Annotated in this window: 15 protein-coding genes; 4 read left to right on the plus strand and 11 right to left on the minus strand. The window is 73.2% G+C overall.

Annotated elements, in window-relative coordinates:
* Positions 1-4: 4 nt before the first annotated feature.
* Positions 5-1,180, plus strand: a complete 1,176-nt coding sequence (locus ABD401_RS07945; protein WP_344603372.1) for a sulfotransferase family protein — start codon at positions 5-7, stop codon at positions 1,178-1,180.
* Between the two features lie 2 nt (positions 1,181-1,182).
* Positions 1,183-1,848, plus strand: coding sequence for a GNAT family N-acetyltransferase (locus tag ABD401_RS07950; protein WP_344603374.1), 666 nt, complete (start codon positions 1,183-1,185; stop codon positions 1,846-1,848).
* Between the two features lie 150 nt (positions 1,849-1,998).
* On the opposite strand, the gene nhaA is transcribed toward ABD401_RS07950, so the two are convergent.
* Positions 1,999-3,810 (minus strand): Na+/H+ antiporter NhaA, encoded by a 1,812-nt coding sequence (nhaA, locus tag ABD401_RS07955; RefSeq protein ID WP_344603541.1) that lies wholly within the window; start codon positions 3,808-3,810, stop codon positions 1,999-2,001.
* A gap of 155 nt (positions 3,811-3,965) precedes the next feature.
* On the opposite strand from nhaA, the gene ABD401_RS07960 reads away from it, so the two are divergent.
* Both ABD401_RS07960 and ABD401_RS07965 read left to right on the plus strand, forming a co-directional pair.
* Positions 3,966-4,316 carry a hypothetical protein gene (locus ABD401_RS07960; RefSeq protein ID WP_344603543.1) on the plus strand — a complete coding sequence of 117 codons (351 nt, stop codon included), beginning with the start codon at positions 3,966-3,968 and terminating at the stop codon, positions 4,314-4,316.
* A gap of 20 nt (positions 4,317-4,336) precedes the next feature.
* Entirely contained in the window at positions 4,337-5,218 is an 882-nt protein-coding gene (locus tag ABD401_RS07965; protein ID WP_344603376.1) for a TroA family protein, read from the plus strand.
* Between the two features lie 10 nt (positions 5,219-5,228).
* On the opposite strand, the gene ABD401_RS07970 is transcribed toward ABD401_RS07965, so the two are convergent.
* The 10 genes from ABD401_RS07970 to ABD401_RS08015 all read right to left on the minus strand — a co-directional run bounded on the left by ABD401_RS07970 (position 5,229) and on the right by ABD401_RS08015 (position 17,107).
* Entirely contained in the window at positions 5,229-5,624 is a 396-nt protein-coding gene (locus ABD401_RS07970; RefSeq protein WP_344603378.1) for a nitroreductase family deazaflavin-dependent oxidoreductase, read from the minus strand.
* A gap of 11 nt (positions 5,625-5,635) precedes the next feature.
* Positions 5,636-6,838: an acetoin utilization protein AcuC gene (locus tag ABD401_RS07975; protein WP_344603380.1), complete on the minus strand. Its 1,203-nt coding sequence runs from the start codon at positions 6,836-6,838 to the stop codon at positions 5,636-5,638.
* Positions 6,839-6,854: 16 nt separating this feature from the next.
* Positions 6,855-9,563 carry a bifunctional acetate--CoA ligase family protein/GNAT family N-acetyltransferase gene (locus ABD401_RS07980; protein ID WP_344603382.1) on the minus strand — a complete coding sequence of 903 codons (2,709 nt, stop codon included), beginning with the start codon at positions 9,561-9,563 and terminating at the stop codon, positions 6,855-6,857.
* 75 nt (positions 9,564-9,638) lie between these two features.
* On the minus strand, positions 9,639-10,097 hold the full coding sequence (locus ABD401_RS07985; protein WP_344603384.1) for a universal stress protein: 459 nt from the start codon (positions 10,095-10,097) through the stop codon (positions 9,639-9,641).
* Positions 10,098-10,291: 194 nt separating this feature from the next.
* Complete coding sequence (gene glgX, locus ABD401_RS07990) at positions 10,292-12,352, minus strand: glycogen debranching protein GlgX (protein ID WP_344603386.1); 2,061 nt, start codon at positions 12,350-12,352, stop codon at positions 10,292-10,294.
* 160 nt (positions 12,353-12,512) lie between these two features.
* On the minus strand, positions 12,513-14,792 hold the full coding sequence (locus tag ABD401_RS07995; protein ID WP_344603388.1) for a heavy metal translocating P-type ATPase: 2,280 nt from the start codon (positions 14,790-14,792) through the stop codon (positions 12,513-12,515).
* Between the two features lie 22 nt (positions 14,793-14,814).
* A complete protein-coding gene (locus ABD401_RS08000; protein ID WP_344603390.1) occupies positions 14,815-15,729 on the minus strand; it encodes a hypothetical protein in 915 nt (304 codons plus the stop codon).
* A gap of 19 nt (positions 15,730-15,748) precedes the next feature.
* A complete protein-coding gene (locus tag ABD401_RS08005; protein WP_344603392.1) occupies positions 15,749-16,033 on the minus strand; it encodes a metal-sensitive transcriptional regulator in 285 nt (94 codons plus the stop codon).
* Positions 16,030-16,239 carry a heavy-metal-associated domain-containing protein gene (locus ABD401_RS08010; RefSeq protein WP_344603394.1) on the minus strand — a complete coding sequence of 70 codons (210 nt, stop codon included), beginning with the start codon at positions 16,237-16,239 and terminating at the stop codon, positions 16,030-16,032. The genes ABD401_RS08005 and ABD401_RS08010 overlap by 4 nt, the downstream gene beginning before the upstream one ends.
* A 79-nt stretch (positions 16,240-16,318) precedes the next feature.
* A complete protein-coding gene (locus ABD401_RS08015) occupies positions 16,319-17,107 on the minus strand; it encodes a methyltransferase domain-containing protein (RefSeq protein ID WP_344603396.1) in 789 nt (262 codons plus the stop codon).

Genomic DNA, 17,107 nt, shown 5'->3' on the forward strand with positions numbered 1-17,107 from the left:
AGCGATGACGCCGAGCCTGCGTGCGGCCGCCCTGATGTCGGCGGCCGGTGACCTGCTCGGCCTGCGCGACTTCGGTGACCCGGCGTTCCGGGAGCCGTTCGAGAAGCTCGTCGAGGCCGTGGACTCGGCCGGCACCCTCGACGCGACCTGGGCCGCCGCGTTCGACGCCGACATGACGCGGCTGCTCTGCACCCGCCTCGCGATCGCGGCCGCGTTCACCGAACACCCGGAGATCGCCGACGAGGAGCTCGACGACCCGATCGTCATCACCGGCCTGGCCCGGACCGGGACGACGAAGCTGCACCGCGCGCTCGCGGTCGTGCCGGACTTCCAGCGGCTGCTGCTCTGGCAGGCCCTGTTCCCGACGCCGTGGGGCCCCCCCGGCCCCGGCCCGGACCCGCGCATCGCCGTCACCGAGCAGCAGCTCGCGGTCCTGCGCGAGCAGCACCCGGACATGATGGCCGTGCACCCGGTCGAGGCGACCGAGCCGGAGGAGGAGGTGCTGCTCCTCCAGCTCAGCTTCCGCACCGTCGGCACGCCGTGGGTGTGCCACGGTTACTCGTTCATCGACTGGGTCGTGCAGCAGGACCAGACTCCCGCCTACGCCGATCTCAAGCGCGCGCTGCAGTACCTGCAGTGGCAGGACGGCGGCCGCCGCGGGCGACCCTGGGTGCTCAAGGCGCCGATCCACCTGCAGGCGCTCGAGACGCTGCTCAAGACTTTCCCCCGTGCCACCGTCGTGCACTGCCACCGGGACCCGCAACAGGTAGTGCCGTCCAGCGCGCACATGCAGGAGATCTTCCACCGGGCCTACGGCGCCGACCACGTCACGCTGGACCAGATCGGCCGCAACGTCCTGCTGAGTGCCCAGAGCTGGGAGGCGAACATCGAGCAGCGGGAGCGGGTCGACGCGACCCAGGTGCTCGACGTCGACTACGCGGAGACGTGCTCCGACGTCGGTGCTGTCGTGGAACGCATCCTGCGCAGCCGCGGCACCGAGCCCGCGCCCGCGCTGCTCGACGCCGTCGACGCGTGGGAGCGTTCGCACCCGCCGGGCCGCACCGGCGCACCCGACTACACCCTGGAGCGCTACGGTCTGACGCCTCGTCAGGTCGATGAAGCGTTCGCGACGTACCGCGCGTTCGTCTCCGGCCCCGACAGTCCGCTGCGTCGAGGCTGACGATGGGTGAACACCCGCTGGCGACACTGATCCGCGCCGCGGCGGCCGGGGAGTTCCCCACTGCCGACGCCGGCTGGCGGCGCGTCCCGCCGTGGCGCGACGGGGTCGAGGCCGTCGTCGCGTTCACCGGGCACGCGGTGCTCGCGATCTCCGAGCGGGTCGCCGACGACGAGCTGACCAAGCTCGGCGTCGACGGTCTCGGCGGGGCGCACCACCCGGCCGTGATCGCCGCCCTCGCGGACGGCGGCTGGATCGACAGCCTCGACTCACTGTTCGTCGGCGTCGGGACCGGCGCCTGGGAGGCCCGCGGCACCGGCGGGCACCTCATCGAGCGGCCGGACCTCGCCGGACACCCCCGGGTCGGGTTCGCCCAGCGCGTCCGGGACGACGTCCGCGTCCTCGGCCGGACCGACGCGAGCGACACCTCCGTGGTGGTCCTCGCCCGCGGCATCGGCGGCCTGATCGAGCTGAGCTTCGAGCTCGATCAGTCGCGCCGCGGCGCCGGCGGCGGCACCGCCCTGGTCCGCGCCGGCCTCGCCGCCGTCCCCGCCGGGGAGCTCGTCGTCGCCGCCTGCGCCCCCGGCAACGCCGCGAGCATGCGGGCCCTCCTCCGCGCCGGGTTCTCCCCCGTCGGGTCGATCCAGCTGTTCACCCCCGGCCGCCCCTGACCTCCCGCCGTGCACTGGAGATGTCATCTCCAGTGCAGTGCGGGATGCACAAGAGATGTCATCTTCAGTGCACAGACGGGTTGCACTGGAGATGACATCTCCAACGGGAACGGCCCAATCCAGTGGAGATGACATCTCCACTGCGGGGGGTCAGGCGGCGGGGGCGGTCTCGAGGAGGCGGGCGGCGAGGGTCTCGGCGTCGAAGGGGCCGACGTGGCGGACCCCGTTGACGAAGAAGGTCGGGGTCCCGCCGACGCCGCTGGCCTCGGCGGAGATGACGTGGTCGCGGACGACCGGGGCGTACCTGCTCTCGACCAGCTCGCGGGCGAACCGCTCGACGTCGAGGCCGAGCTCGTAGGCGTGGACGATCAGGTCGCGCTCGGTCAGCTGGTCCTGCCGCTCGTAGAGGCGGTCGTACATCTCCCAGAACTTGCCCTGCGCCGCGGCGGCCTCGGAGGCCTCGGCGGCGAGCGGGGCGTGGGGATGGACGTCGAGGGGCAGGTGCCGGAAGACGTAGCGCAGCCGGTCGCCCAGGCGGTCCTGCAGCTCGTGCACCGAGCCGGTCGCGGTGCTGCAGAACGGGCACTCGAAGTCGCCGTACTCGACCAGGGTGAGCGGGGCGTCGAGCGGCCCGCGGATGTGGTCGCGGGCGGGGTCGACGGGCGGGTCGAGCTTGAGCGGCCGGCCGGGCATGTCACCCTGCCGCGCCTGCGCGACGCGGAACAGACCCCAGCCGAGGACGGTCGCGAGCACCGAGGCGGCGAGGACACCGATGCGCGCCTCGTCGGCGAGCTGCGGGTCGTCGAGCGCGAGGTCGACGATGAACAGCGAGATCGTGAACCCGATGCCCGACAGCGCCGCACCCGCGGCGAGGCCGAGGCCGGTGATGCCCGGCGCGAACTCCCCGAGGCGGCAGCGGACGGCGGCGTACGCACCGGCCCAGATGCCGAGCAGCTTGCCGAGCACGAGGCCGACGACGATGCCGATCGTCACGGGCGAGGTCGAGGCGTCGCTGATCGTGTCGCCGTCGAGACGGACGCCGGCGTTGGCGAGGGCGAAGATCGGGACGATCACGTAGCTCGTCCACGGGTGGTACAGCCGCGTCATGCGCTCGTTCAGCGAGACCGAGCGCTCGATGCTCAGCCGTGCCGCGCGGGCGTACTCCGGGTTCGGTGACTGTCGGAACGCGCGGGTCAGGCGCTCCGCCTCCTCGACCTGCTCACGGCGGGCCGGGTAGGCGGGCGTGAACATCGCGATGACGACGCCGGCCAGGGTCGGGTGCACCCCGGACTCGTACATCGCGATCCACACCCCGATCGCGAGGACGAAGTACGCCGGCCCGCGCCACACGTGCAGGTAGCGGAGGAACAGCATCGCGGCGATCCCGAGCGCCGCGAGCGCGAGCGCGACGAGGTCGAGGTCCTCGGTGTAGAAGAGCGCGATGATCGTCAGCGCGCCGATGTCGTCGGCGACGGCGAGGGTCAGCAGGAACAACCGCAACCCGGTCGGGACGTGCGATCCGACGAGGGCGAGCACCCCGAGCAGGAACGCCGTGTCGGTCGAGATCACGACACCCCACGCCGACGCCGCCTCGCCGGAGGGGTTGATCGCGAGGAACAGCACCGCGGGTGCCACCAGCCCGAACAGGGCGGCGGCGAGCGGGACGGCGGCGCGGCGACGGTCCGTCAGCTCGCCCATCGCGAGCTCGCGTTTGACCTCCAGACCGACGACGAGGAAGAAGAACACCATCAGGCCGTCGTTGACCCAGTGCTTGAGGTCGAGGTTCAGCGTGTGGGTGTCGAGGGTGATCGACAGTTCGGTGTGCCAGAACCGGTCGTAGCTGTCCGGCCAGGGTGAGTTCGCCCAGGCCAGCGCCGCGAGGGTCGCGAGCAGCAGCAGGCCCGCGCTACCGGCCTCGGTGTCGAGGTACCGGCGCAACGGAGCCGCGATGCGGGCCACCATCGCCCGGCCCGTGGACTCTCCTGAGGTCGAGGGGTTCGCCACGGGGGTCAACAATGCCGGTTCGGACCGGTTTCTTCCCCCGCGGCGCGGCGTCCGCCCCTCCGCGCCCGGAATCGTGCCGGCATGAACGGCCCGTGCTGCGGCAGTTCCTCACCATGACCGAGCCGCTCGTGACCCCGGACGACCGGTACGTGGTCGTCCGCGGACGGCTGTGGCGGCGGTCGAACCCGGCGCTGTCCGAGGACGCCCGCGAGCGCCTGGTCTCCGACCTGATGGCGGCCCGCCGGGCGAAACAGGCCGCGATGCGGGCCGGCGACGAGAAGGCCCGCGCACAGGCCCGGGAGCAGGTCGACGCCGCCAAGCGCGCCCTCGGCGAGCGTGGGCCGGTGTGGTGGACCGACAGGGCGCCGGACTGGAACCGGCATCTCGCGAAGAACACCCCCTACGCGGGCTGGTACGCCGAGCACTCCGCGCACGCCGAGCACACCGACGAACCCGACGACTGATCACTGCCTACCCTGGGGACATGCCCCGGATCGCGTCGTTGCTGCCCGCGGCGACCGAGATCGTCCGGGCGCTGGGCCTTGCGGACGACCTGGTCGCAGTGACGTTCGAGTGCTCGCTGCGCGACCGGGTGCCGGTCGTGGTCGACACCGCGATCCCGGACGGGCTCAGTCCCGCCGAGATCGACGCGTGGGTCCGCGACCGAACGGCGGCCGGGCTGCCGATGTACGAACTGGACCGGGTCGCGCTCGCCGCGCTGAAACCGGATCTGATCCTCACTCAGGACCTGTGCCGGGTGTGCGCGCTCCCGGCCGGGACCGTCGAGGACGCGTGCCGCGCGATCGGCACCGACGCCGCGGTCGTCTCCCTCGACCCGCGCTACCTCTCCGACGTCTTCTTCGACGTCGAGACCGTCGCCGCCGCGGCGGGGGTCCCGCAGGTCGGCCGCGAACTCGCGTGGTCCCTGCGGCGCCGCGTCGACGTCGTCTCCCACGGCGTCGGCGACCGGCCGCGGCCGCGGGTCCTCGTTTTGGAGTGGACCGACCCGCCGTTCCTGCCCGGGCACTGGGTTCCCGAGTTCGTCCGGCACGCCGGGGGGATTCCGGTCGGCTCGATCGACGGCGGCCGCAGCGTCAGCATCCCGTGGGAGGACCTGCCCGCGGCCGACGTCGTCGTGGTCGCGCCGTGCGGCTTCGGCCTCGACGCCGCGGTCGAGCAGAGCGCCGCGGTCGCCGAGCGACTCCCCGGCCTCCCGATCGTCGCGATCGACTCCGCGAACTACGTCGTCCAGGCCGGCCCCGGCCTCGTCGACGGCATCGAGGCCCTCGCCTGGGCGCTGCACCCCGACGCCTTCCCCGCTCCCCCGCCCGGCCGCATCGCCCGCCCGTTCGTTGATAAGGGGTGACACCCCTTGTTCAACGGGTCCGCAGGCGGAGGGCGAGGGTGACGCCGAAGCGGCGGTGGGCGCGCTGGTCGCCGGGGTCGAAGCAGTCCGCGACGTCCGCCATCGGGACCACCTCCGGGTCCCGGACCGCGTGCTCGACGCCCTCGCGGACCAGCGTCGCCTCGCCGGCGGCGAGGACGTTGCGGACCCAGTCCGCGCGGTCGCCGAAGGGGAGGGCGATGAGGAAGCCGTCGTCGGTGAGGGTCGGGGTCACGGGGGTCTCGTAGGTCCGGCCGGACCGGCGGCCGCGGTGCCGGATCAGCGCCGCCCGGGCGCCGGGGCGGCCGGCCGTCCGGAGCTGGTGGCGGTTGACCGTCTCCCGCACCAGCGGGCGCAGGACGTCGGGCAGACGGGGCGGCGGACGCACGTGACGTCTCGTCAGAACAACTCGCCGACCATCGGCACGATCCCCGCGTTGCGGTGGGCGGCCTTGGTCTGCAGGATCGCGGCGTCGAGGGCGTGCTCGGGGTCGGCGCCGGACTCCCAGTCCCGCCAGGTTGTCTCCGCGCCGTCGCCGAGGACGGTCGGGGCCGCGCGGCCGACGAGGGTCTCCGAGTGCGCGCGCCAGTCCGCGGGAAGCTCCGTGTCCGGGGCCACCGACGAACCGCTGACGACCGCGAGCAGCTGGGCCCACGACCGCGGGACCGCGTCGCCGAGGTCGTACCCCCCGCCGCCGAGGACGACCCAACGGCCGGCGCTCGTCTCGTGGGCGAGCTCGTGCATCGCCTCGTACGCGACCGTGAAGCCCTCGACCGAGATCTGCAGGTCCGAGAGCGGGTCGTTGCGGTGGGCGTCGCACCCGCACTGGGTGACGATCACGTCGGGGCCGAACGCGCGGATCCGCTCGGGCACCACGGCGTGGAAGGCGCGCAGCCAGCCGGCGTCGTCGGTCCCGGGCGGGAGCGCGACGTTCACCGCACTGCCGGGCGCCGTGTCGCCGCCGGTGTCGTGGGCCGCCCCGGTGCCGGGGAACAGCGTCCGCCCGTCCTGGTGCAGTGAGATCGTGAGCACGCGGGGGTCGTCGACGAAGCACCTCTCGACGCCGTCGCCGTGATGCGCGTCGAGGTCGACGTACGCGACGCGGCGCGCACCGGCGGCGAGCAGCGTCGCGATGCCGATGGCCGCGTCGTTGTAGACGCAGAAGCCGCTGGCGTGGCCGGGCATCGCGTGGTGGAGGCCGCCCGCGAGGTTGACCGCGTGCCGCGTCTTTCCGGACCACACGGCCTCGCAGGCCGCGATCGTCGCGCCGGCCACCGCAGCCGCGGCCTGGTGCAGACCCGGGATCACCGGGGTGTCCTCGGTGCCGAGCCCGAACCCGGCGAGGATCGCCTCCGGCAACCGCTCGGCCTGCCGCACGAGCGCGACGTAGGTCTCGGTGTGCACGAGCCGCAGCTGCTCGTCGGCGGCGGGCGGGGCGACGACCTCGGTCCAGCCGGCGCGTTCCGCGACCCCGAGCGCCCGCGCGAGCTCGACCGCGAGCGCCGCCCGCACCGCGCGCATCGGATGCCCGTCGCCGAGGTCGTAGGCCGCGGCGCCGTCGCCGGCGACGAGCAGGGTGGGGCAGGAACGCTCGTCGGGCATCGGGTCTCCTGTCGGGTCAGCGGGCGGGCGAGAGGCGCCGGCGGTAGGGGTCGGGCTCGGGGCCGGCGGGGATGACGCGGATCCGCGCGTCGACCACGGTCGCGCCGTCGGGTCCGGTCATGACCGGGTTGAGGTCGAGCTCGGCGATCTCCGGGAAGCGTTCGGCCAGCACCGCGACCCGGTGCAGCACGTCGGTCACCGCGGGGATGGCGACGGGCGGCGCGCCACGGTACCCGGCGAGCAGCCGGGCGATCCGCGGCCCGGCGATCATCTCCGTCGCGTCGACGTCGGTGAGCGGCAGGCCCCGGTACACCCGGTCGCCGACGAGGTCGGTGAGGACGCCACCGCTGCCGGCGGCGACGACCGGGCCGAAGTCCGGGTCGCGGGCGAGGCCGATCAGCAGTTCCGTACCCGTCACGAGCGGCTGCACGAGGACGCGCGGATCCTCCGCCGCGCGCACGACCGCCGCGTAGGCGGCGCGGACCTCCCACGGGGCGCGCAGGTCGGTGCGCACCGCGCCCCGGTCGGTCTTGTGCACGAGGTCGGGGACCGCACTCTTCAGGACGACGGGGTACTCGAGCTGCGTCGCCGCCGCCTCGGCCGCGTCGGGGTCGGTGACGACGACGCCGGGCGCGACGTCGATGCCGATCGCGCGCAGGAACGTCGCGGCCTCGACCGGCGGGAGCCACCCGCCCTGGTTGTTCGCGCCCAGGAACTCGTCGAGCAGCGTGCGGGCGGCGGCGAGGTCGACGCCGGCCAACTGGGGCACCTCACCCTGTGGCCGCCGGCGCCAGGCCGCGTACCGGGCGACGTGCCCGAGCGCGCGCACAGCCGTCTCGGGGAACTCGAAGATCGGGATGCGGACGCCATCGGTCTCGATGCGCTGCGGGCCGGTCACCGCGCCGAGCGCGACGACGGTCACCGGCACCTCGGGGCATTCCGCGGCCGCGCGGGCGATGGCGTCGAGGGCGCCCGGGGCGTCGTTGTCGCCGGTGGAGGCCACGACCGCGACCACCAGATCGACCTCCCCGGACCCGGCGACGATGCGCAGGGCCTCGGCGAGCGCCGCCGCGGACGCCGTCGCGCCGAGATCGAGCGGGTTGCCGTCGGTGTCGACCGGGCCGAGGGCCCGCAACGCCTCGATCGTCGGCGCCGTCAGCGGGGGCACCTCGAGGCCGGCCGCGGACGCCACGTCGGCCGCAAGCACCCCGCCGCCACCGGCGTTCCCGAGGACGGCGAGCCGCGACCCCTGCGGCAGCGGGCGCCCGGCGAGCAGGCGCGCGACGTCGAGCAGTTCGGGCAGCGAGTCCAACCGCACGACGCCGGCCGAGGCACAGAGGGCGTCGAGCACGCGGTCCGGCGTCGCCGCGGCCGCGGTGTGGGATGCCCCGGCCCGACTGCCCCGGCTCGACCGGCCGCCCTTGACGACGAGCACGGGCTTGTCCGATGCGACCAGCCGCGCGATACGGGCGAAGCGACGCGGGTTGCCGAAGGACTCCAGGTACAGACCGATGACGTCGGCCCGCGGGTCGCGCCACCACTCCAGCAGCAGGTCGTTGCCGGAGACGTCGGCCTTGTTGCCGAGCGAGACGAACTCCGCGACGCCGAGCCCGTTGCGGCTCGCCGCGTCGAGCACGGCGATCCCGACGGCCCCGGACTGCGAGGCCAGACACAGCCCCCCGGGCGGCGGCATCTCGAGTCCGAACGACGCGTTGAGCCGCACGTCAGGGCCGGTGTTCACGACGCCGAGGCAGTTCGGCCCGACCAGGCGCATCCCGTAGCGGCGGACGACCGAGAGCAGCTCGGCCTCGGCCTGCCGGCCCTCGGGCCCGGCCTCGGCGAACCCGGCGGAGATCACGAGCACCGCGGCGACCCCGGCCTGGCCGCACTCGGCGACGACGTCGAGCACCGCGGGCGCGGGGACCGCGATCACGGCAAGGTCCACCGGCGGCGAGATGTCCCCGATCTTCGCGACCGCGGGCACGCCGCGCACCGCGCGGGCCGTCGGGTTCACCGGGTGCACGGAGCCGGTGAAGCCGGCGGCGAGCAGGTTGCGGACGACGCGGTGACCCGGACCTTCGAGCCGCCCGGCCCCCACGACCGCGACGCTGCGCGGGGCGAGCAGACGGTCCAGCGACCGGTTCTCGGCCATGCGCTCGCGGTCGAGGATGCGGCGCAGCGCCCGGTCGTCGAGGGCGGTGTCGAGGAGAATCGACGTCGTCGGCCCGTCGGGCTCGCTGCGCTCGGCGAACCCGGAGTCGACCAGCACCCCGACCATCGCCCGGTTCTCCAGCAGCACCTCGGCCCGGAACCGCCGGATGCCGCGCTCGCGGGCGACGGCGGCGAGCTGCTCCAACAGCAGCGTCCCGAGGCCGAGGCCGTGGCAGGAGTCCGCGACCAGGAACGCGACCTCGGCCTCGACCGCCGACGAGGGCAGGTAAGCGCCCATCGCGACCACGGCCCCGCTGCGCTCGGCGAGCAGGACGACCGGCGGCTGCTCCCCCGCGGCCGGCGGTGCCATCAGGTGCGTGACGAAGCGGCGACCGGCGTTCGCGTCGTTGGTGAAGAACCGCAGGTAGCGCGACCGGGCCGAGGCCTGGTCGTGCAGCTCGACGAGCGCGTCGGTGTCCCCCGGCCCGGCCGGCCGGATCCGGACGTAGGAGCCGTCAGCCGCCAGCGCGTCCACCGGGTCCGGTGGTCCAAGAGTCAACGTGTGCTCGCCCACGTCTCCTCCGTACCCCGCAACGTCAGCGGAATCGCGCGCCATAGCGCTCGGTCCCGCTGACGTTACGCGCGAAGGTCAGGCGGCAACAGCCACGCGCGCCAGCGCGGGCACCACGAGGACGGGGGTGCTGCCCCGGCGGACGACGGACTCGCTCACCGAGCCGAACAGCGTGGAGGCGAGGAAGCCGCGGCCGTTGCTGCCGAGCACGAGCAGCTCCGAGCCCTTCGAGGCCGCGACGAGCACCGCCGTCGGGTGTCCCTCCACGACCCGCGTCGTGATCACCGGCACCGGGCCGTCGATCTCGCTGAGCACCTTGTCGATGTCGGTGCGCTGGATCTTCTCGGCGTAGGCGCGCGCCTCGTGCGGGCCACCGGTGTTGCCGGCGGCGAAGGCCATCCCGTCCCACGACCAGGCGGTGACGACCTGAACGTCCGCGCCGACGGCGACCGCGTGCCGGATCGCCCAGGACAGGGCCCGACGGCCCCCTTCCGAACCATCGACTCCGACGGTGATGTAACGCTGCTGGTCAGCCATTTTTCCCTCCTCAGCATTACATCTGATTCTAGTTCAGAAAAATGAAAAGGGGCCGGAAACGACGGTCGACCCGGTCACATCGAAGGATCGTTCAGGCCGACGGGACGCGGATCGCGACGGCCGCGATGTCGTCACGGGGTCGTGCCCACGAGCTCTACGCCGATCGCATCGAGGCGCTCTACGCCTGACGGAGCTCAGTCGCTGTGCAGCAGGAGCAGTGAGCGGTCCCGGACGGCGATGACGTCGCCCGCGCTGAGGGGATCGATCGGGTCGGGGTCGTCCGTGGTGAGCACGACCCGCCAGGAGCCGCGGCCGGTGGGGATCGTGAACTCCACCGGTTCGAAGTGGGCGTTGATGAGGAGCAGCAGGCGGTCGCGGGTGGTCTCGCCGTCGGCGTCCTCGATGAGGCGGCCGTCGAGCGCGACCGCGAGGGTCTTTGCGATCGGGTTCTGCCAGTCCTCGGCCTGCATCTGTTTGCCGTCGGGCCGGTAGAGGACCATCTGCGCGACCCCGCCCTCCGGGGTGCGCAGGTACTCGCGGGGACGCAGGGCCGGGTGGTCGCGGCGCAGCGCGATCGCGGTCTTGGTGAACGCGAGCAGGTGCTCGTCGACGTTGTCCCAGTCGTACCAGGAGATCTCGTTGTCCTGGCAGTAGGCGTTGTTGTTCCCGCCCTGGGTGCGGCCCATCTCGTCGCCGCCGAGGATCATCGGCACCCCGGCGGAGAGCAGCAGTGTTCCGAGCAAATTGCGGCGCATGCGCTCACGCAGCTCGAGGATGTCGGCGTCGTCGGTGTCGCCCTCAGCGCCGCAGTTCCACGAGCGGTTGTGGGACTCGCCGTCGTTGTTGTCCTCGCCGTTGGCCTCGTTGTGCTTGTCGTTGTAGGCCGTGAGGTCGGCGAGGGTGAACCCGTCGTGCGCGGTGACGAAGTTGACGCTCGCGGTGGGCGTCCGCAGGTCGCTGGAGTAGATGTCGCCGCTGCCGGTCAGGCGCAGGCCGAACTCGCCGAGCTCGCCGTCGGCGCCCCGCCAGAAGTCGCGGACCGAGTCGCGGTACTTGCCGTTCCACTCGGCCCATCGGGCGGGGAACCCGCCGACCTGGTAACCCGCGATGTCCCACGGTTCGGCGATGAGCTTCACCGGCGCGAGGACCGGGTCCTGGTGGACGAGGTTGAGGAACGCGGAGTGGATGTCCTCGCGGCCGTCCTGGCGGGTCAGGGTCGTCGCGAGGTCGAAGCGGAACCCGTCGACGTGCATCTCGGTGACCCAGTAGCGCAGGGAGTCCAGGATCAGCCGGAGCGGGATCGGGTGCCCGACGTTGACGCTGTTCCCCGTGCCGGTGGTGTCGAAGTAGTGTGCGGCATCGCCCTCGACGAGGCGGTAGTACGACGGGTTGTCGATGCCCTTGAGCGAGAGCGTCGGGCCGAGGTGGTTGCCCTCGGCGGTGTGGTTGTAGACGACGTCGAGGATCACCTCGAGGCCCGCGGCGTGCAGGGCCTTCACCATCTCCTTGAACTCGTTCACCTGCCCGCCGGCCGTGCCCGCCGAGCTGTACTCCCCGTGCGGGGCGAGGAAGCCGATGCTGTTGTAGCCCCAGTAGTTCCGGAGCCCCTTCTCCAGCAGGTGGCTGTCCTGGACGAACTGGTGCACCGGCAGCACCTCGACTGCCGTCACACCGAGGTCGGTGAGGTAGTCGACGATCGCCGGGTGCGCGAGCCCGGCGTAGGTGCCGGCGATCTCCTTCGGCACGTCCGGGTGCCGCGCCGAGATGCCCTTGACGTGGGTCTCGTAGATCACCGACTCCGCCAGCGGGATCCGCGGCGGGGCGTCGTCGCCCCAGTCGAAGGCCCGGTCGGTGACGACGCACTTGGGCATCGAGGCCGCGGAGTCCTCGTCGTTCCGGCGGCCCGGGTCGTCGAAGGTGTGGCCGAAGACCGCCTCGCCCCAGACGACGTCCCCGTCCACGGCGGTGGCGTGGGGGTCGAGCAGCAGCTTGTGGGGGTTGCACCGGAGCCCGTTCGCCGGGTCCCACGGCCCATGCACCCGGAGCCCGTACCGCTGCCCGGGTCCGACGCCGGGGAGGAAGCCGTGGAAGACGTGGGCCGTCCGCTCCGGCAGCTCGACCCGGGTCTCACCCCCGCCCTCGTCGAACAGGCAGATCTCGACCGAGTCCGCCACCTCCGAGGCAACGGCGAAGTTCGTCCCCCCGGGCCCCGGCGTGGCACCGAGCGGGAACGGCAGACCGGCAGTGGTTTCCATGGCGCGGATCTGCCCCCGGCCGGTCCTCCCCAACCCCGGCGCGGCTCCGTTGGGGCGAGACCCCCGTTACTACCCCGCTGCCCCTGCTGCCCCTGCGAAGAAGGGGTGACACCCCTTACTGCGCAGTAAGGGGTGTCACCCTTTGTTGACAGGGCGGGGCTCAGGAGGCGTTGAGGGGGCGGAAGCGGCGGAGCCGGAGGCTGTTGGAGACCACGAAGACCGAGGACAGGGCCATGGCGGCGCCGGCGATCATCGGGTTCAGCAGCCCGGAGGCGGCGAGGGGGAGGGCGGCGACGTTGTAGGCGAAGGCCCAGAACAGGTTCCCCTTGATCGTCGCGAGGGTGCGGCGGGAGAGGCGGATCGCGTCGGCGGCGGCGCGGAGGTCGCCCCGGACCAGGGTCAGGTCCCCGGCCTCGATCGCGACGTCGGTGCCGGTGCCCATCGCGAGGCCGAGGTCGGCCTGGGCGAGGGCGGGGGCGTCGTTGACGCCGTCGCCGACCATCGCGACCGTGCGGCCCTCGCTCTGGAGCCGGCGGACGACGTCGACCTTCTCCGCGGGAAGGACCTCGGCGATGACCTCGTCGATCCCGACCTGCGCCGCGACGGAGCGGGCGACGACGGCGTTGTCACCGGTCAGGAGCACCGGGGTCAGGCCGAGTTCGCGGAGCTGGGTGACGGCCTCGGCGGAGGTCTCCTTGACCGCGTCGGCGACGACGAGCAGTCCGCGCGGGGCGCCGTCCCAACCGACGGCGACGACGGTGCGGCCGCTCTCCTGCGCGGCGGCGCGGGCGCGCTCCAGCTCCGGGGTCAGGTGCTGCGCCCAGTCGGCGAGCAGGCGCGGCCGACCGACGACGACGGAGTGCCCGTCGACCATGCCCTGCACGCCGAGGCCCTCGACGTTGGTGAACTGCTGCACCGAGGGCAGGTCGCCGACCTCGGCGAGCGCGCCGGCCGCGATCGCCTGCGCGATCGGGTGCTCGGAGGCCTGCTCCAGCGCGCCCGCGAACGCGAGCACCTGCGCGCGGCTCTCCCCCGTCGCGACGACGACGTCGAGCAGGCTCATCCGTCCCGTGGTCACGGTGCCGGTCTTGTCGAGGACGACGGTGTCGACGCGGCGTGTGTTCTCCAGGACCTCGGGCCCCTTGATGAGGATGCCGAGCTGGGCCCCGCGGCCGGTGCCGACCATCAGCGCGGTCGGCGTCGCGAGCCCGAGGGCGCACGGGCAGGCGATGATCAGCACTGCGACGGCGGCGGTGAACGCGGGTGACACCCCGTCACCCGTCCCGAGCCAGAAGCCGAAGGTCGCGACGGCGAGAGCGATCACGACCGGGACGAAGATGCCCGAGATCCGGTCGGCGAGGCGCTGGGCCTCGGCCTTGCCGTTCTGCGCGTCCTCGACCATGCGCGCCATCTGCGCGAGCTGGGTGTCCGCGCCGATCCGCGTCGCACGAACCACGAGCCGGCCGCCCGCGTTGACGGTCGCGCCGACGACGACGTCGCCCGGTCCGACCTCCACGGGCACGGACTCGCCCGTCAGCATGGAGGCGTCCACGGCCGAGGAACCCTCTGTCACGACGCCGTCGGTCGCGATCTTCTCGCCGGGGCGGACGACGAACTCGTCACCGACGACCAGTTGCCCGATCGGGATCCGCTGCTCGCGGCCGTCGCGCAGCAGCGAGACCTCCTTCGCGCCGAGCTCGAGCAGGGCGCGCAGCGCCGCTCCCGCCTGCCGCTTCGCGCGGGCCTCGAAGTACCGCCCGGCCAGGATGAACGTCGTGACGCCGGCCGCGGCCTCGAAGTAGATGTTCCCGGAGCCGTCGGTGCGCTCGACGGTGAACTCGAAGCCGTGCTTCATGCCGGGCTCGCCGGCGGTCCCCCAGAACAGGGCGTAGATCGACCACGCGAACGCGGCGAGTGTGCCCATCGAGATCAGGGTGTCCATCGTCGACGTGCCGTGGCGCAGGTTCGTCCACGCGGCCTTGTGGAACGGCCACGCGCCCCACACCACCACGGGCGCGGCCAACGTCAGCGACAGCCACTGCCAGTTCGTGAACTGCAGCGCCGGGATCATCGCCATCGCGACGACGGGGATCGTCAGCGCGGTCGAGACCAGCAGGCGCTGCCGGCGGCTGCGGAGCTCCACGTCGGCGTCGGGCTCAAGGACGACCTCGCCGCCCTCGGCCGCCGGCGGCTCCGGCAGCTTCGCGGTGTAGCCGGCCTTCTCGACGACGGCCACCAGGTCCTCGGGCGCGATCTCGCCGGTCCAGCTGACCTTGGCCTTCTCGGTGGCGTAGTTGACCGTCGCGGTGACGCCCTCGAGCTTGTTCAGCTTCTTCTCGATGCGCGCGGCGCACGACGCGCAGGTCATGCCGCCGATCGCCAGCTCGACCTGGCCCTCGGCGGACGCCGGGGGGCTCGTGCTCTGCTTCGCGGTGCTCATCGTCATGTCCTGTCAGCGATTCTCAGTGCGCGTGGTCGTCGTCGGCGTGCTCGCCGGAACTGTCCTCCGCGGGGCCGGGCGCGACCCTCACGGTGAACGCCGCGGTGCGGACGACACCGCCGTGCCGGAAGTCGAGGAACAGCCGGTAGTCCCCGGCGGAGGGGGCGGTGGCCACGAAGGTGACGGGTCCGGCGGATGTGGTGCTCTCGGGGTGGACGTGCAGGTACGCGAGGTCCCCGGCCCGCAGGGCGACGAGGTGGCCGTACGCGCCCAGGTACGGCTGCAGGTCGGTCACCTCGGTGCCGTCGCGGCTGACGGAGAACCGCAGCGGGCCCGCCTGCCCCGCGACGAGCGTGCCGTCGAGGGTGACGGTGTAGCCGTCGACCTTCGTGCGCAGGCGGGGCGGCGGCAACGCGGCCGGCGCGTAGTCACCCGCGACCGCGACGTCCGCTCCCAGCACCAGCGCCGCGGCGGGGCCGGCGGGGTCGAAGTCGGCGAACAGGCGCCAGGTCCCGGCGGAGAGGTCGAGCGGGACCGACCAGGTTCCGTCCGCCGCTCGCGTCGGGTGAACATGCTGAAAACCCGTCAGATCACGGCGGACCGCGATCAGATGCAACTCCTTGTCGTGCACGACCTCGTAGTCCGTGAGCGGAGCGCCGTCAGGTCCGAGGATCCGCAGCGAGACCGTGACGGCCGCACCGGCCGCCAGTTCCCGCGCGACCTCGAGGGTGTACCCGGCCTCCGAGATCTGCAGCCCACCGGGCGCGTGAGCGGCGCCATGCTCCGCGGCCGGCGCCGGCGACGGGTCGCCGTGCGCGACGGTGTGGGACACCGGCTCCGAGCCCACCGGCCCGACCGCGGCGCCGACGCCGGCGGCGGCGCCGAAGACGCCGCACAGGCCGAGCACGTAGGCGCCGAGTTTGACGGGTGTGTTCATGACGGATGCTCCGGAATTCCTAGGACCGAACGAGGCGGGCGATCGCCTCGGACGCCTCGCGCACCTTCGCGTCGGCGTCGGGGCCACCGCGCTGGGCGGCGTCGACGACGCACCCGGCGAGGTGCTCCTCCAGCAGAGCCAGGGAGAACGACTGCAGTGCGCGGGTCGCGGCCGACACCTGGGTGAGGATGTCGATGCAGTACTTGTCCTCCTCCACCATGCGCTGCAGGCCCCGGACCTGGCCCTCGATGCGCCGCAGTCGGCGGAGGTGCTCGTCCTTGGCGTGGGCGTAGCCGTGCGTCACGCCGTCACGACCTCATAGCCGGCCTCGTCGACCGCGGCCACGACGTCCTGCTCGGCGAGCGGAGCCTCGGACTGGACCGTCACGCGACCCGACGCGAGGTCGACCTGCACGTCGGAGACGCCGGGGAGCTTGGTGAGTTCCTCGGTCACCGCGCTGACGCAGTGGCCACAGGTCATGCCCTTGACGGTGTACTCGCTGGTGCTCACGATCGCCTCCGTTCGGATACCCCCTGCGGGTACCTCGTACAAGACGGTACCACTGGGGGGTATTCCCCGGAATTCGACGTCAATCCCGCCGGGTGGCGAGGAACAGGTAGCGGTTGAGACTGAAGAAGGCGTCCGGGCCGAGTCCGCGCACCTCCGCGGTCCAGGCGGCCACGTCCTCCGTGGTCAGGCCGTCCCGGCCCGGGACGAACGCCTCGACCAGCCCGAGCAGGCCTGCGGCGAACGAGTTCTCGTCCCACCCGGCGCGAACCAGGGGGAGGACGCGCACCTCCGGCTCGGCGAACCCGGCCGCGCGCAGCAGCTGCGGGAGCCGGCGCGGCAGGTACGGGTCGACGAGGTGGGCGTCCCACGCGGTGAGGATCCGGCGCGCTCGCTCCGGGTCGGCGCTGCGCCAGACGAGGGAGTCCCAGTCGGTGTCGAGGACGTGCACCCGTCCACCCGGGCGCAGCACGCGGCGCGCCTCGGCGAGCGCGGCCGGGACGTCGGCGACGTACTCCAGGACCTGCGTCGAGACCACGACATCGACCGACGCGTCGGGCGTGGGTAGCGCGGTCGCGTCCCCGGCGAGGTGCTCGACGGCGCCGGAGTTCGGCGGCAACTCGCGGCTGCGCGCGAGCGCCCGCATCGTGTCGCTCGGGTCCACGGCGAGGACGCGCCCGGTCGGCCCGACGGCCGCGGCCATCTCGGCGGCGAGGAACCCCGGGCCCGACCCGACGTCCAGCACGACCTCGCCGGGCCGCAGCGCCAGCAGGTCGAGGGTCGCCCGGCGCTGGGCGATCAGCTCGGAACTCGTGTAGGCGGCCTCGATCCGCCGGGAGGTGGCCGCGTCGAAGCCCATCGCGTTGCTCAT

It is taken from the genome of Sporichthya brevicatena (assembly GCF_039525035.1).
GTDB classification, from domain to species: domain Bacteria; phylum Actinomycetota; class Actinomycetes; order Sporichthyales; family Sporichthyaceae; genus Sporichthya; species Sporichthya brevicatena.

What these genes read in the sequence shown, in the direction of transcription:
- ABD401_RS07960 (WP_344603543.1), top strand. Translation starts at nt 3,966, where the DNA reads ATGACCGAGCCGCTCGTGACCCCGGACGACCGGTACGTGGTCGTCCGC.
- glgX (WP_344603386.1), bottom strand. Translation starts at nt 12,352, where the DNA reads ATGGAAACCACTGCCGGTCTGCCGTTCCCGCTCGGTGCCACGCCGGGG.
- ABD401_RS07985 (WP_344603384.1), bottom strand. Translation starts at nt 10,097, where the DNA reads ATGGCTGACCAGCAGCGTTACATCACCGTCGGAGTCGATGGTTCGGAA.
- ABD401_RS08015 (WP_344603396.1), bottom strand. Translation starts at nt 17,107, where the DNA reads ATGAGCAACGCGATGGGCTTCGACGCGGCCACCTCCCGGCGGATCGAG.
- ABD401_RS07965 (WP_344603376.1), top strand. Translation starts at nt 4,337, where the DNA reads ATGCCCCGGATCGCGTCGTTGCTGCCCGCGGCGACCGAGATCGTCCGG.
- ABD401_RS08000 (WP_344603390.1), bottom strand. Translation starts at nt 15,729, where the DNA reads ATGAACACACCCGTCAAACTCGGCGCCTACGTGCTCGGCCTGTGCGGC.
- nhaA (WP_344603541.1), bottom strand. Translation starts at nt 3,810, where the DNA reads ATGGTGGCCCGCATCGCGGCTCCGTTGCGCCGGTACCTCGACACCGAG.
- ABD401_RS07945 (WP_344603372.1), top strand. Translation starts at nt 5, where the DNA reads ATGACGCCGAGCCTGCGTGCGGCCGCCCTGATGTCGGCGGCCGGTGAC.
- ABD401_RS07975 (WP_344603380.1), bottom strand. Translation starts at nt 6,838, where the DNA reads ATGCCCGACGAGCGTTCCTGCCCCACCCTGCTCGTCGCCGGCGACGGC.
- ABD401_RS07950 (WP_344603374.1), top strand. Translation starts at nt 1,183, where the DNA reads ATGGGTGAACACCCGCTGGCGACACTGATCCGCGCCGCGGCGGCCGGG.
- ABD401_RS07995 (WP_344603388.1), bottom strand. Translation starts at nt 14,792, where the DNA reads ATGAGCACCGCGAAGCAGAGCACGAGCCCCCCGGCGTCCGCCGAGGGC.